The organism is Streptomyces sp. NPDC018263, from assembly GCF_055562575.1.
Genome location: NZ_JBVHFA010000004.1, coordinates 108069 through 121812, shown reverse-complemented (window position 1 = coordinate 121812; position 13744 = coordinate 108069). Strand labels below are relative to the sequence as shown.

Genomic DNA, 13744 nt, shown 5'->3' with positions numbered 1-13744 from the left:
ATGCTGTGGTCCGTGCTGCCACCGGGCGTGGTCGCCGTGGCCGGTGCGGTGGCCACCGCGCTGGTCAGTGACGGCCACCTGGACCGAGCGGAACAGGTGGCGATGTCCGGCGGCGTCGCGCTCATCGGCGCCATGGCGGCAGGAATCGCGGGTGTGAGGGCTGCGGCGGAGGCGCGAGCAGTCACCAGGCATTGGACGGAGCTGTCCCGTGCGGCCGACCGGGACCGTGCCGAGATGGCCGAGCTGATTCGGACCACAGCCGAGGGCAGAGCCGAATTGCAGTCGCTGTTCCGTCGGCTGAGGGCCGGAGAGCCCCCGGTGCGGCGGCAGCCGGAACTGCCCCCGCAGACCGGCCCGGACCAAGTCTCCCGACTCGGATTCGAGATCGCTGCGGCCCGGCACGAGGCGGAGGCAGCCGTGCTGGAGACCGCCGCCGGTGCGCTCGGTACGGAACACAGTGCCCGGCTGGAGCAGTTCGAGGTGTTCGCCAACCTGGCGCGTCGACTCGAGTCACTGGTGCACCGCGAGATCGGGCTGCTGGACAGCCTGGAGAACGAGGTCGAGGACCCCGACCTGCTCAAGGGTCTGTTCCGGGTGGACCATCTGTCCACCCGGATCCGCCGCTACGCCGAGAACCTGGCCGTGCTCGGCGGTGCGAACACCCACCGCCAGTGGACCCGTCCCGTCGGCCTGACCGACGTGCTGCGTTCCGCCGTCGCCGAGATCGACCAGTATGCCCGGGTCAAGCTGGTCCCACCCATTGACGGAACGGTCAGCGGCCACGCCGTGGTCGACGTGGTCCATTTGCTGGCCGAGCTGCTGGAGAACGCCACGGTCTTCTCACCACCCCAGACCACCGTGCACGTGCGGGTCGAGCCCGTCGCTGCCGGGGTGGCGATCGAGGTCGAGGACCGAGGCCTGGGCATGTCAGCGGCCGAGCGCAACCAGATGAACACGGTATTGGGTGCACCCGGCAAGGTCGCCCTCGGTGAGCTGCTGCAGGACGGCCGGATCGGCCTGTACGTGGTCTCGCTCCTGGCCCAGCGGCATGACATAGCGGTGCAGTTGCAGAGCAACGTATACGGCGGTACTCAGGCCGTCATGGTGTTGCCCACGGCACTGCTCGGCCCGCAGCCGGCAACTCCCGCCCACGGGCATCCCGCTGTCGCGACCCCGGACGCGGTGCCGCACGACCCGGTGGAGCCCGAGGCGACGGACCTCACGGCGACAGTGATGACCGTCGTCGGGGATCCGCTTGTGTCCGACTCCGAACCGCAGCCCGCCCGGATGCCCGCCGACGGCGAGGACGACCGTCCGCGGCTGCCTCAGCGACGTCGGGACCACGCCGCCCAACAGCCGCACCCGGTGCCCAGCGCCCGCAGTTCCGAGGACGTCGCGCACGATCCGGGCCTGATGGCCGCGTTCCAGACCGGACTGCGCAGGGCCGAGGAAGCGGAGACGCCCTGACACCCGAGGGCCTCCATTGAGAGGCCCGTCCGACAAGCCATTTCCTTCTGCCGAAAGAGGAGTACAGATCGTGGCGAGCGAAGACCTTTCCTGGCTGTTGACAGGTCTGGTGAACCGGGTGCCGCACACCCGAAGCGCCTTGTTGCTGTCCTCGGACGGACTGGTGAAGGCAGCGGAAGGGCTCGATGCGGACGCCGCCGACCAGTTGGCCGCGCTGGCCAGTGGGCTGTACTCATTGGCGCGCAGCGCGGGCCGGCACTTCGACGACGGCGGCGACGTGCGACAGATAGTGACGGAGCTCAGCACCTCGTTGCTCTTCGTCTCGACCGCTGGGCACGGAGCGGTGCTGGCGGTGCTGGCCGGACGCGAGGCGGACGCGGCGGTGCTGGGCTACGAGATGGGCATGATGGTGAAGAGCGTGCGCCCGCACCTGGCCACGCCGCCGCGGCACGTGGTGGGGTAACCGATGACGCCGGTCCTCCCTGACGGACCGTTGACCAACGAAGCGGTCGGGCGGCTGGTCCGTCCCTACACCGTGAGTGACGGCCGGACCAGGGCCACGTCCCACTTCACGCTCGTGACCGTGGTGCGGGCCACGGGTGCCCAGACGCAGGGCACCTTCGGCCTGGAGCACGCGCAGGTGCTGGCGCTGTGCGAGAGCCCTGTGAGCGTCGCCGAGGTCGCGGCCCGGATGCAGGTGCCGGCCGCCGTGGTCAAGGTGCTGCTGTCCGATCTGGCTGAGGGTGGCGCGGTGGTCGCAGGCCACGCGCCCCCGCCCTCCGCGGACCACTACGCACGACCTGATCGAGACCTTCTGGAAACGGTACGCGATGCCCTCCTCAAACGACTGTGACCCACTGCCCGCCGAGGCCCTGCCGATGGGAATCAAGGTGCTCATCGCCGGCGGGTTCGGCGTGGGAAAGACCACCTTCGTCAACACGCTGAGCGAGATCGAGCCGCTGAGCACCGAGGAGATGCTGACTGCCGTCAGCGCGGCCACGGACCGACTGGACGGAGTGGAGAACAAGGCCACCACCACAGTGGCCCTGGACTTCGGTCGGATCACGCTCAGTCCGTCCCATGTCCTCTACCTGTTCGGCACACCCGGACAGGAGCGCTTCTGGTTCATGTGGGACGAACTCTCCGAGGGGGCCCTCGGCGCGGTGGTCCTCGCCGACACCCGCAGGCTGGAGCACTCCTTCGCGGCGGTGGACTTCTTCGAGCGGCGCGGCATCCCCTTCGTCGTCGCCGTCAACGAGTTCGACGGCGCGCACCGCTACCACGCGGAGGAGGTGAGGGCCGCGCTCGACCTCAGACAGGACGTGCCGGTGGCGCTGTGCGACGCCCGCGTCCAGAACTCGGGCATCCGCGTTCTGCTCGAACTGATCCAGCACCTGATCACGACAAGGAGTTCCCATGGCAGCGACACCGCCCCACCCCTCCTCCGGGCCTGAGTCCGGGATCGCCGTGCGCCATCTGCTCCTCCCCCCGGAGGACCCACAGGTGCGTACTCGATCCGAGCGGCTGCGCGCGCTGGGCATCGAAGCCCGTCCGGATACGGAACTCGACACCTTCGCACGGGAGCTGGCACAGCGCACCGGCGGCTGCTATGCCGGGGTCAACTTCTTCCTCGACGCCGATCGCCAGTACTTCGCAGGGTTGTACAGCGCCGCACAGGACACCCCGGTGCACGCGGGACCGCCGTTGCTTCAGGACCCGGTGCCCGGCCGCGTCATGCCCCGCGACATCGACATGGGCATCTGCCCGCACGTCGTCAAGCGTCGCCGGGCGCTGGTGCTGGAGGACATCCGGGATTTCCCGCGGTTCGCCGGAAACCCGGTGGTCGACGCGATCGGCATCCACTCCTACCTGGGCGCACCGCTGATAGACAGCACCGGGGTGGTGCTCGGCACCATCTGCGTAGTCGACCAGGACCCGCAACCATGGGGACGTGAGGGGCTGGAGACCATCAAGACCATGGCTGCGGAACTGGTCGAACGGCTCGAGGAGTCGGTGCGCCGGCACGACCCGCGGGCGGCCGGGAGTGCCTCCTAGGAGTCCCAGCGGACCGGCAGGCTGTGGGGGCCGCGGATGAGCATTCCCTCGCGCCAGGTCAGGGCGGCCGGATGGGCGTCGAGGGTGAGCCGGGGGAAGCGCTCCAGCAGGGCGCCGATCGCGATCCGGGCCTCCAGGCGGGCCAGCGGCGCGCCGAGGCAGTAGTGGATGCCATGGCCGAAGGCGACGTGGCCGCCGGCTGGGCGCTGGATGTCGAAGCGGCCGGGGTCGGGGAAGCGTGCCGGATCGTGGTCCGCGTCGGCCAGGGCCACCAGGACGAGCTGACCGTCTCCGGGGATGACCGTCCCGCCGATCTCCACCGGTTCGGTGGTGAACCTGTACGTCGGCGTCTCCACCGGTCCGTCGTAACGCAGCATCTCCTCCACCGCGTTGGGCATCAGCGTCATGTCCTGGCGCAGCAGCGCCAGTTGGTCGGGGTGGGTGAGCAGTGCCAGTACGCCGTTGGAGATCAGGTTGACCGTGGTCTCGTGCCCGGCGACCAGCAGCAGCCAAGCGGTGCCGATCAGTTCGGCCGCGGACAGCCGGTCGCCGTCCTCGTCGGTGGTGCGGATCAGACCGCTCATGAGGTCCTGGCCCGGCTCCCGCCGCTTGCGCTCCACCAGGTCGGCCAGGTACGCGGTCACCTCGTGCGTCGCCGCCACCCGTGCCCGCGGGTCGGGGTCGGTGAGGACCGTGGCCGTCCAGGTGCGGAACGCGTTCCGGTCCAGCATGGGGACCCCGAGCAGTTCACAGATCACCGAGATCGGCAGGGGGAAGGAGAGTGCGTCAACCAGGTCGGCCCGCCCGTCCGGGAGCGCCGTCATCGAGTCGAGCAGCTCGTCGGTGATCTGCGCTATGCGGGGCGCGAGTTGCTCGATGCGGCGAGGGGTGAACTCCCGCACGACCAGCTTGCGCAGCCGCCCGTGGTCCGGCGGGTCCTGGTTGAGCATGTGCGGTCCCGCCGCCGGGCTGGAGAGCGGGAACGAGGGCGAGGCGTTCTTCCACTGCTTGGACAGCGCCGGGTCCATGAGCGCGGCCCGCCCGGCCTCGTACCCGACCACGAGCCACGCCTCCGCGCCCTCCGGGATGCGCACCCTGTGTACGGGACCGCGTTCACGCAGCGCCGCGTACACCGGATAGGGATCGCGGACGAAGTCCTCGCCCAGCGCCACCAGGTCGATCACTTCGGCCGTCGCCACAGTCCGCCCCCGTCTCGTGGATCATGCCGACGCTAGCATCGGGCGGCGCGTCGGCGAAGACCGAATCCAGTCGTCCGGTGGGAGCGGAGCACATGTTCCGGGCGGGGATTGTGGAACCGACCCTCGCTTGTTATCGTCACATCGACATTAACGGGGAGGGGTGAGGACGGCATGGCTGTCCCGGACACGCTCAGCAGCCTGGTCGCGCCGCTGAACCATCAGTTGTTCCTGCTGGGTCGAGACGCGGTCACCTGGGCCGAGTTGCTCGGGTTCGCCACGGGGGCGGTGTGCGTCTGGCTGTGCGTACGGGCGAGTGTGTGGAACTTCCCCGTAGGGATCGCCAACAACCTGTTCTTCCTGGTGCTGTTCTGGAGCGCGCGGCTGTACGCGGACGCCACGCTCCAGGTCGTCTACCTGGTGCTCGCCGCGTACGGCTGGACGGTCTGGCTGCGGGGTGGGGAGCGGCGGTCCCGCCGGCGCATGGGGCACGCCTCCCGGTCCAGCCTGTACGTCCTGCTGGCCCTGCTGGTGCCGGTCACCTGGGGGCTGACCGTGCTGCTGACCCGCGCGCACGACTCCGCGCCCTTCTGGGACGCCCTGACCACCGCGCTCTCGCTGACCGCGCAGTGGCTGCTCAACGCCAAGCAGATCGAGAACTGGTACTTCTGGATCGCCGCCGACCTCGTCTACATCCCGCTGTACTTCAGCAAGGGGCTGGACCTCACCGGCATCGTCTATGTGCTCTTCCTGGCGATGTGCCTGGTCGGATGGCGGTCCTGGCGCCGAGAGTCGGCGGCGCCCCCGACGAGGGCGGTGACCGCGTGAGCGCCCGATTCGCCCACGGCCTGGTGATCGGCAAGTTCTACCCGCCGCACTCCGGCCACCACTTCCTGATCCGTTCCGCCGCCGACGCCTGCGACGCCGTCACGGTCGTCGTGATGGCGGCCGGCCAGGAGTCGATCCCGCTGGGGGAACGCGTCGCCTGGATACGGGAGCACTGGGCCGGCGACCCGCACGTCGCGGTCGTGGGTGTCGTGGACGATCTGCCGGTCGACTACGAGAGCGAGGCGGCCTGGGAGGGGCATGTCGCCCTGATGCGCCGGGCCCTCGCCCAGGGACCGCACGCGCCCGCCGTCGACGCGGTGTTCAGCTCCGAGCCCTACGGCACCGAACTCGCCCGCCGCTTCGACGCCGCCCCCGTACTGCTGGACCTCGACCGGGGCACCTTCGCCGTCTCCGGTACGAAGGTCCGCGCGGACCCCGTCGCCCACTGGGCGGAGATCGAACCGCCGGTCCGGGCCTGGCTGGCCCGCAGGGTCGTCGTGGTCGGCGCGGAGTCGACGGGCACCACCACCCTCTCCCGCGACCTCGCCACGGCCCTGCGCGCCCGAGGCGGCCCGCACGCGCTCACCCGCTGGGTGCCCGAGTACGGCCGTGAGCTGACCATCGCCAAGCTGGCCCGCGCCCGCGCGCTGGCGGCCTCCGACGCGCCCCGCCCCACCGTGGCGGACCTCGACTGGGACGACGCCGACTTCGAACTCGTCGCCCGCCGCCAGAACCGCACCGAGCAGCAGGCCGCCCGTACCGGTGGCCCGGTGCTCGTGTGCGACACCGACGCCCTGGCCACCACCGTCTGGCAGGAGCGCTACCTAGGCCGCACGACCGCGCCGGTACGGGACCTCGCGCGGGCGATGCCCCCACGCGCGCTGTACCTGCTCACCTCCGACAAGGACGTCCCCTTCGACGACGACGGCCTGCGCGACGGCGAGCACCTGCGCGGCTGGATGACCGACCGCTTCCGCGAGACCCTCACCACCTCCGGCGTCCCCTGGCAGGAACTCCACGGCGACCCCCGAACCCGCCTGACCACCGCCCTCACGGCGGTGGACCGCCTGCTGGCCGCCGGCTGGAAGCTGGCCGACCCTCTGGGCTGACCCCCGCGCCCGCTCAGCGATAGTCCTCCGGGTGCGACTGCATCCAGGTGTTGACCTTGTCGCGGGTGTCCAGCAGGAGTTCCTGGTGGCGCTTGAGGTCGGGGAACGACGGTGTGGCGCCGACGGTCTCGCGGAGCCTCTCCGTCCAGGCCAGGGGAGCGGCGAAGGAGTCGCGGACCTCGGGCGGAGAGACGGACGGAGCAGCCGGAGCTGGGGACGCGGGTGCCGAAGTCCGCGAAGACGCGGGCGACTTGGCCGAATGCTCCGCAGACGCGCACCCCGTCAGCAGCGCGGCGGTCAGTAGCAGCGTCCCCATGTTGCGGGCGGCCGGCATCGTGACATCCCCCTGAAAGGCGTTCCGGTGAAGAACAGTTGGCGGGTGATCTTCCCAGAAGGCGAGACCCGCTCACTTACCCGTGCCGCATCCCTTGACGCACCCCCCGCCGGAGGATTAACTCACGTCCTAAATTAAGCCCTGAGGAGCCGACGCGGTTTTCGGGGTTTCTCTCTCCCGGAAAGGGACCGCTGGAGCCATGCGCAGCATCCGAGCCGCGGCCACAGGCGCCGTCGTCATGTCTCTCGCCCTCGCGGCGACGGCGTGCGGAGGAGGTACGGACAGTGGGGACGGGGCCGGTGGCTCGTCCAGGACGCTGACCTACTGGGCCTCCAACCAGGGCGCCAGTGTCGCCGTGGACAAGCAGGTACTCCAGCCCGAGCTGGACAAGTTCGAGAAGCAGACCGGCATCAAGGTCAAGGTCGAGGTCGTGCCCTGGTCCGACCTGCTCAACCGCATCCTCACCGCCACCACCTCCGGACAGGGCCCGGACGTGCTGAACATCGGCAACACCTGGAGCGCCTCCCTCCAGGCGACCGGCGCGCTGCTGCCCTGGGACACCAAGAACTTCGCCAAAATCGGCGGACGGGACCGCTTCGTCGACCCCGCGCTCGCCTCCACCGGCGCCGAGGGCAAGGACCCGGCCGCCGTACCGCTGTACTCGATGGCGTACGCCCTCTACTACAACAAGCAGATCTTCGCCGACGCCGGCATAGACGGCCCCCCGGCCACCTGGGACGAACTCGTCGCGGACGGCGCCAGGATCAGGGCCAAGGGCAAGTCCGTGCTCGGCGCCGAGGGCTCGAACCTCTCCGAGAACGTCCACCACGTCTTCGTCTTCGCCAAGCAGCACGACGCCGACTTCTTCTCCGCCGACGGCAAGCCCGACTTCACCGACCCCAAGGTGGTCGACGCCGTCAAGCAGTACGTCGACCTGATGGCCAAGGACAAGGTCATCCCGGCGGGCAACGCCGAGTACGCGCAGAACCAGTCCGTCAGCGACTTCGCCAAGGGCAAGCAGGCCATGCTGCTCTGGCAGTCCGCCGCGGCCAACCTCAAGTCCCAGGGCATGAAGGACGACGCCTACGGTGTCGCCCCCGTACCCGTCCAGAAGGGCACCCCCGGACCGGGCGCCCAGGTCAACTCGATGGCCGCGGGCATCAACATCGCCGTCTTCAAGGACAGCCACAACCTCGTCGGCGCCACCGAGTTCGTGAAGTTCATGACCAGCGACGCCGAGCAGAAGATCCTCAACAAGGCGTACAGCTCCATCCCGCCGGTGAAGACCGCGCAAGCAGACCCCGCGTTCGACGGGCCGTCCACCGCCGTGCTGAAGGACACCCTCGCCAAGAGCGCCGCCGCACTGCCGCAGGTCGCCACCGAGTCGCAGTTCGAGACCGCCGTCGGCACCGCGGTCAAGGACCTCTTCGCCGACGCCGCCGCCGGGCGCGCGGTCACCACCGCCTCCGTCAAGGCCAAGCTGGAGAAGGCCCAGCAGCAGATGCCGGCGGCCTGACGTCCATGACCTCCACCGTTGTGAAGGAACCGGTGCGCGAGGACACCCCCGGTGCGGCGCGCGGCCCGCGCCGCACCGGGCGGTCCCGCCGCACCGCGCTCCCGTACCTGCTCCTGCTGCCCGCCCTGGTCTTCGAACTCCTCGTGCATCTGGTCCCGATGGTCATCGGCACCCTGATGAGCTTCCGGTCCATCACCCGCTTCACCCTGCGCGACTGGAGCCACGCCCCCTGGACCGGTCTGCGCAACTACCGCGTGGCCGTGGACTTCGACGCCCCGGCCGGCGAGGCGCTGCTGCGCTCCTTCGCCGTCACCGTCGGCTTCACCCTGCTCTCCGTCGCCCTGTGCTGGGCGCTCGGCACCGCCGCCGCCATCTTCATGCAGGACACCTTCCGGGGCCGCGGCATCCTGCGCGCCCTGTTCCTGGTGCCGTACGCGCTGCCCGTCTACGCGGCCGTCATCACCTGGGTGTTCATGTTCCAGCACGACAACGGCCTGGTGAACCACGTCCTGCACGACCAGCTCCACCTCACCGGCAAGCCGTCCTTCTGGCTCATCGGCGACAACAGCTTCTACGCCCTGCTCACCGTCTCGGTGTGGAAGGGCTGGCCGTTCGCCTTCCTCATCGTGATGGCCGGCCTGCAGAACATCCCGCGCGAACTCTACGAAGCGGCCGCCCTGGACGGCGCCGGGATGTGGCAGCAGATCCGCCGCATCACCCTGCCCTCCCTGCGCCCGGTCAACCAGGTGCTGATCCTGGTGCTGTTCCTGTGGACGTTCAACGACTTCAACACGCCCTACGTCCTGTTCGGCCGCGCGGCACCCGAGGCCGCCGACCTCATCTCCGTGCACATCTACCAGACCACCTTCCTCACCTGGGACTTCGGCACCGGCTCCGCCATGTCCGTCCTGCTGCTGCTCTTCCTGCTGGCCGTGACCGGCGGATACCTGCTGTTCACCTCACGCGCAAGGAGGGCCGGAAATGGCTGACCCGTCGCCCATGGCGCCGCCCCGTTCGTTCCTGTGGTCCCGCCGGATCTTCCTCACCCTGCTCACCGGCTTCGTGCTGCTGCCCGTCTATGTGATGGTCTCCAGCTCGCTCAAGCCGCTCGCCGACGTCACCGACAAGTTCCGCTGGATTCCCAGCCAGTTGACGATCCGGCCGTACATCGACATCTGGTCCACGGTGCCGCTCGCCCGGTACTTCGTGAACTCGCTGATCGTCGCGGGCTCGGCCACGGTCTGCTCGGTCGTCATCGCCGTCTTCGCGGCCTACGCGGTCAGCCGCTACGACTTCCGGGGCAAGCGCGTCTTCACGGTCACCGTGCTGTCCACCCAGATGTTCCCCGGCATCCTCTTCCTGCTCCCGCTGTTCCTGATCTACATCAACATCGGCAACGCCACCGGGATCGCCCTGTTCGGCTCGCGCGGCGGGCTGATCCTCACGTATCTGACCTTCTCGCTGCCGTTCTCCATCTGGATGCTGATCGGGTACTTCGACTCGGTGCCGCGCGACCTCGACGAGGCGGCCCTGGTGGACGGCTGCGGGCCGCTCGGCGCGCTGTTCCGGGTGGTCGTGCCGGCCGCGGTGCCCGGCATCGTCGCCGTCGCCGTCTACGCCTTCATGACCGCCTGGGGAGAAGTCCTCTTCGCGTCCGTGATGACCAACGACACCACCCGCACCCTCGCCGTCGGGCTCCAGGGCTACTCCACCCTCTACGACGTCTACTGGAACCAGATCATGGCCGCCTCGCTCGTGGTGAGCGTCCCCGTGGTCGCCGGGTTCCTGCTGCTCCAGCGCTATCTCGTCACCGGACTGACGGCGGGCGCCGTCAAGTGACCGACTCCCCGCACCTCGAAGGGACTTCCATGTCCGAGCCCATCGACCTCGCCGCCCTCCCGCCCGACTTCCGCTGGGGCACGGCCACTTCGGCGTACCAGATCGAGGGCGCCGTCACCGAGGACGGCCGCTCACCGTCGATCTGGGACACCTTCTCGCACACCCCCGGCAAGATCGACGGCGGCGACAACGGCGACATCGCCTGCGACCACTACCACCGCTGGCGCGACGACCTCGGTCTGATGCGCCGACTGGGCGTGGACATGTACCGGTTGTCCGTCGCCTGGCCGCGCGTGCTGCCCGGCGGCGACGGCCCGGTCAACGCCAAGGGGCTCGCCTTCTACGACGAGTTGACCGACGCCCTGCTGGAGGCGGGCATCACCCCCTCCGTCACCCTCTACCACTGGGACCTGCCGCAGGTGCTCCAGGACCGGGGCGGCTGGCCGGAGCGGGACACCGCCGAGCACTTCGCCGCCTACGCCTCCACCGTCGCCGAGCGCCTCGGCGACCGCGTCACCCACTGGGCCACCCTCAACGAGCCGCTCTGCTCCGCCTGGATCGGCCACCTCGAAGGCAAGATGGCCCCCGGCCTCACCGACCTCACCGCGGCCGTCCGCGCCTCCTGCCATCTGCTCCTCGGCCACGGCCTCGCCACGCAGGCGATCCGCGCCGCCGCGCCCGGCGCCGAGGTCGGCATCGTCACCAACCTCTCCACCGTGCACGCCGCCACCGACAGCCCCGAGGACCTGGCCGCCGCGCACCGCCAGGACGGCCACGTCAACCGCTGGTGGCTCGACCCGGTGCACGGCCGCGGCTTCCCCGCCGACATGGTCGAGGTGTACGGCGTCGAACTCCCGCAAAGGCCGGGTGACTTGGAGACCATCGCCACCCCGCTGGACTGGCTGGGCCTGAACTACTACATGCCGGCCCATGTCGCCGACGACCCCGACGGGCCCGCTCCGTACGCCCGTTCGGTGCGCCGGGAGGGCGTGCCGCGTACCGGGATGGACTGGGAGATCGACGCGAGCGGCATCGAGACCCTGCTGCTGCGCCTCACCGACGAATACGGCGCCCGCAAGATCTACGTCACCGAGAACGGCTCGTCCTTCCCCGACCGGGTCGGCCCGGACGGCACCGTCGACGACCCCGAGCGCCGCGCCTACCTGGAGAGCCACCTCGCCGCCTGCGCCTCCGCCGCCGCCAAGGGCGCCCCGCTCGCCGGCTACTTCGCCTGGTCCCTGATGGACAACTTCGAGTGGGCGTACGGCTACGACAAGCGCTTCGGCCTCTTCCACGTCGACTACGCGACCCAGGCCCGCACCATCAAGGCCAGTGGGCGCCGGTACGCGGAGATCATCGACACCCACCGCAGGCTCGGGCGCCGCGCGGCCTGAGCCCCCGGGGCGGGCGCGCCCGGCGTGCCCGCCCCCATCTTCCATGTGACACGCACCAGGCACCGCACTGTCCAGGCCCCCGTACCGCCGACAGATCCTCCCGAGGAGAGCCGCATGCCGTCACGCACCCCCCGCACCCTGCTCAGCGCACTCGCCGCCGTCGCCCTGCTCGCCGGGACCACGGCCCTCACGGCCCCCGCCACCGCCGCACCGGCCGCCGCGGCCGCCACCTGGGACACCGACCGCGCGGCCACCGCCTACGCCGCCGACCCCGCCGCCGTCACCGCCTCCGGAAGCGAGAACGCGGGCACCGCCGCCGCGCTCGCCTTCGACGGCAACGGCAGCACCCGCTGGTCCAGCAACTTCGCCGACGACGCCTGGATTCGCGTCGACCTCGGCAGCACGATCCGCGTCGACCGCGTCGTCCTCGACTGGGAGGCCGCGTACGGCAAGAGATATGTGCTGGAGGTCTCCCGCAACGGCACCGACTGGACGCCGTTCTACACCGAGACCGCGGGCACCGGCGGCTCCGTCACCGCGCACACCTACCCGCAGGAGGTCACCGGCCGCTACGTCCGGATGCGCGGCCTCGAACGGGCCACGCCGTATGGGTACTCGCTCTACTCCTTCAAGGTCTACGGCGGTGAGCCCGCGGCCGCCTCCACCACCCGCACCAACCTCGCGCTCAACCACCCCGCGTACTCCAACCTCTACCAACACGCGGGCAATTCACCGGCGTTCGTCACCGACGGCGGCTGGCCCGCGGGCCTCAAGGGCGACAGCACCCGTTGGTCCAGCGACTGGAACGCCGACCGGTGGGTGTCGGTCGACCTCGGCGCGACGTCCACGATCTCCTCCGTCGACCTGTACTGGGAGTCGGCCTACGCCGTCGACTACCTCCTCCAGGTCTCCGACGACAACCGCACCTGGCGCACCGTGTACCAGCCGTCCGCCGCCGAGGTCTCGGCCCGCCGCGCCAACGTCCAGGCGCCCGGCGACGCGGCCGGACTGCACGACACGGTCACCCTGCCGACCCCGGCCACCGGGCGCTACGTCCGCATGCTCGGCAAGGAGCGCCGCTCCTTCTACAACCCGGCGCCCTACACCGCCCAATTCGGCTACTCGCTCTACGAGTTCCAGGTCTGGGGCACCGGCGGCAGCGCCTCGGCCGCGTACCCGGCGCTGCCCGGCGAGCAGTCCGGCACCTACCGGACCACGTTCTTCGACGACTTCACCGGCACGGCACTCGACCGCGCCAAGTGGCGAGTGGTGCGCACCGGTTCCGAGATGGGGTCGGTCAACGGGGAATCCCAGGCGTACGTCGACTCGACCGACAACATCCGTACGGAGAATGGCGAGTTGATCCTCCGGGCCAAGTACTGCAAGGGCTGCACCAAGGCGGGCGGCGGGACCTACGACTTCACCTCCGGCCGGATCGACACCAACACCAAGTTCGACTTCAGCTACGGCAAGGTCAGCGCCCGGATGAAGCTGCCGGTCGGCGACGGCTTCTGGCCCGCCTTCTGGCTGCTCGGCAGCAACGTGGACGACCCGTCCGTCTCCTGGCCCGCGTCCGGCGAGACCGACATCATGGAGAACATCGGCTACGGCGACTGGACCAGCTCCGCGCTGCACGGCCCCGGTTACTCCGCCGACGGCAACATCGGCGCCCGCCAGACCTACCCGAACGGCGGCCGCGCCGACCAGTGGCACACCTACGCCGTGGAGTGGACGCCGACCGCGATGCGGTTCTACGTCGACGACCGCCTGGTGCAGGAGACCACCCGCAACAAGCTGGAATCGACGCGTGGGCAGTGGGTGTTCGACCACAACCAGTACGTCATCCTGAACCTGGCCCTGGGCGGCGCCTACCCGGCCGGGTGGAACCAGGTCACCTCCCCGTACTGGGGGCTGCCGCAGTCCAGCGTGGACCGGATCGCCGGCGGGGGAGTGCAGGCGGAGGTGGACTGGGTGCGCGTGGAGCAGAAGCGGTAGCCGATCGGCGG

Annotated in this window: 14 protein-coding genes; 12 read left to right on the top strand and 2 right to left on the bottom strand. The window is 70.1% G+C overall.

Features of this window, described 5'->3' with window-relative positions; translation table 11 throughout:
* From ACZ3HQ_RS13010 to ACZ3HQ_RS12990, 5 genes are all read left to right on the top strand, one after another.
* A complete protein-coding gene (locus ACZ3HQ_RS13010) occupies window positions 1–1467 on the top strand; it encodes a sensor histidine kinase (protein WP_467510229.1) in 1467 nt (488 codons plus the stop codon).
* Between the two features lie 70 nt (window positions 1468–1537).
* Window positions 1538–1930 carry a roadblock/LC7 domain-containing protein gene (locus ACZ3HQ_RS13005; RefSeq protein WP_391293150.1) on the top strand — a complete coding sequence of 131 codons (393 nt, stop codon included), beginning with the start codon at window positions 1538–1540 and terminating at the stop codon, window positions 1928–1930.
* 3 nt (window positions 1931–1933) lie between these two features.
* Entirely contained in the window at window positions 1934–2320 is a 387-nt protein-coding gene (locus ACZ3HQ_RS13000) for a DUF742 domain-containing protein (protein ID WP_391293153.1), read from the top strand.
* Window positions 2298–2921, top strand: a complete 624-nt coding sequence (locus ACZ3HQ_RS12995; protein WP_467510227.1) for a GTP-binding protein — start codon at window positions 2298–2300, stop codon at window positions 2919–2921. Before ACZ3HQ_RS13000 ends, ACZ3HQ_RS12995 begins: the two co-directional genes overlap by 23 nt.
* A complete protein-coding gene (locus tag ACZ3HQ_RS12990; protein ID WP_467510225.1) occupies window positions 2884–3522 on the top strand; it encodes a GAF domain-containing protein in 639 nt (212 codons plus the stop codon). The genes ACZ3HQ_RS12995 and ACZ3HQ_RS12990 overlap by 38 nt, the downstream gene beginning before the upstream one ends.
* On the opposite strand, the gene ACZ3HQ_RS12985 is transcribed toward ACZ3HQ_RS12990, so the two are convergent.
* Window positions 3519–4721: a cytochrome P450 family protein gene (locus tag ACZ3HQ_RS12985; RefSeq protein WP_467510223.1), complete on the bottom strand. Its 1203-nt coding sequence runs from the start codon at window positions 4719–4721 to the stop codon at window positions 3519–3521. The genes ACZ3HQ_RS12990 and ACZ3HQ_RS12985 overlap by 4 nt on opposite strands.
* A 171-nt stretch (window positions 4722–4892) precedes the next feature.
* Here ACZ3HQ_RS12985 and pnuC point away from each other — a divergent pair, with 171 nt between their 5' ends.
* Both pnuC and ACZ3HQ_RS12975 read left to right on the top strand, forming a co-directional pair.
* Entirely contained in the window at window positions 4893–5546 is a 654-nt protein-coding gene (pnuC, locus tag ACZ3HQ_RS12980; protein ID WP_467510221.1) for a nicotinamide riboside transporter PnuC, read from the top strand.
* Window positions 5543–6655, top strand: coding sequence for an AAA family ATPase (locus tag ACZ3HQ_RS12975; RefSeq protein ID WP_467510219.1), 1113 nt, complete (start codon window positions 5543–5545; stop codon window positions 6653–6655). The genes pnuC and ACZ3HQ_RS12975 overlap by 4 nt, the downstream gene beginning before the upstream one ends.
* Before the next feature lie 13 nt (window positions 6656–6668).
* Here ACZ3HQ_RS12975 and ACZ3HQ_RS12970 read toward each other — a convergent pair whose 3' ends face one another.
* On the bottom strand, window positions 6669–6989 hold the full coding sequence (locus ACZ3HQ_RS12970) for a hypothetical protein (RefSeq protein ID WP_467510217.1): 321 nt from the start codon (window positions 6987–6989) through the stop codon (window positions 6669–6671).
* A gap of 199 nt (window positions 6990–7188) precedes the next feature.
* Here ACZ3HQ_RS12970 and ACZ3HQ_RS12965 point away from each other — a divergent pair, with 199 nt between their 5' ends.
* The 5 genes from ACZ3HQ_RS12965 to ACZ3HQ_RS12945 all read left to right on the top strand — a co-directional run bounded on the left by ACZ3HQ_RS12965 (window position 7189) and on the right by ACZ3HQ_RS12945 (window position 13733).
* The gene (locus ACZ3HQ_RS12965) at window positions 7189–8505 is read left to right on the top strand and encodes an ABC transporter substrate-binding protein (RefSeq protein WP_467510215.1); all 1317 of its coding nucleotides are present in this window, start codon (window positions 7189–7191) and stop codon (window positions 8503–8505) included.
* A 5-nt stretch (window positions 8506–8510) separates the two neighbouring features.
* The gene (locus ACZ3HQ_RS12960; protein WP_467510213.1) at window positions 8511–9494 is read left to right on the top strand and encodes a carbohydrate ABC transporter permease; all 984 of its coding nucleotides are present in this window, start codon (window positions 8511–8513) and stop codon (window positions 9492–9494) included.
* A gap of 10 nt (window positions 9495–9504) precedes the next feature.
* Window positions 9505–10344, top strand: a complete 840-nt coding sequence (locus tag ACZ3HQ_RS12955; RefSeq protein ID WP_393601731.1) for a carbohydrate ABC transporter permease — start codon at window positions 9505–9507, stop codon at window positions 10342–10344.
* A gap of 29 nt (window positions 10345–10373) precedes the next feature.
* Window positions 10374–11738 carry a GH1 family beta-glucosidase gene (locus ACZ3HQ_RS12950; protein ID WP_467510211.1) on the top strand — a complete coding sequence of 455 codons (1365 nt, stop codon included), beginning with the start codon at window positions 10374–10376 and terminating at the stop codon, window positions 11736–11738.
* 114 nt (window positions 11739–11852) lie between these two features.
* Window positions 11853–13733 (top strand): discoidin domain-containing protein, encoded by a 1881-nt coding sequence (locus tag ACZ3HQ_RS12945; protein ID WP_467510209.1) that lies wholly within the window; start codon window positions 11853–11855, stop codon window positions 13731–13733.
* Window positions 13734–13744 lie beyond the last annotated feature (11 nt).

Bases quoted from the DNA above. Each gene is read 5' to 3' on its own strand.
- ACZ3HQ_RS13010 (WP_467510229.1), top strand. From the start codon at position 1: ATGCTGTGGTCCGTGCTGCCACCGGGCGTGGTCGCCGTGGCCGGTGCG.
- ACZ3HQ_RS13000 (WP_391293153.1), top strand. From the start codon at position 1,934: ATGACGCCGGTCCTCCCTGACGGACCGTTGACCAACGAAGCGGTCGGG.
- ACZ3HQ_RS12995 (WP_467510227.1), top strand. From the start codon at position 2,298: ATGCCCTCCTCAAACGACTGTGACCCACTGCCCGCCGAGGCCCTGCCG.
- ACZ3HQ_RS12990 (WP_467510225.1), top strand. From the start codon at position 2,884: ATGGCAGCGACACCGCCCCACCCCTCCTCCGGGCCTGAGTCCGGGATC.
- pnuC (WP_467510221.1), top strand. From the start codon at position 4,893: ATGGCTGTCCCGGACACGCTCAGCAGCCTGGTCGCGCCGCTGAACCAT.
- ACZ3HQ_RS12970 (WP_467510217.1), bottom strand. From the start codon at position 6,989: ATGCCGGCCGCCCGCAACATGGGGACGCTGCTACTGACCGCCGCGCTG.
- ACZ3HQ_RS12965 (WP_467510215.1), top strand. From the start codon at position 7,189: ATGCGCAGCATCCGAGCCGCGGCCACAGGCGCCGTCGTCATGTCTCTC.
- ACZ3HQ_RS12960 (WP_467510213.1), top strand. From the start codon at position 8,511: ATGACCTCCACCGTTGTGAAGGAACCGGTGCGCGAGGACACCCCCGGT.
- ACZ3HQ_RS12955 (WP_393601731.1), top strand. From the start codon at position 9,505: ATGGCGCCGCCCCGTTCGTTCCTGTGGTCCCGCCGGATCTTCCTCACC.
- ACZ3HQ_RS12950 (WP_467510211.1), top strand. From the start codon at position 10,374: ATGTCCGAGCCCATCGACCTCGCCGCCCTCCCGCCCGACTTCCGCTGG.
- ACZ3HQ_RS12945 (WP_467510209.1), top strand. From the start codon at position 11,853: ATGCCGTCACGCACCCCCCGCACCCTGCTCAGCGCACTCGCCGCCGTC.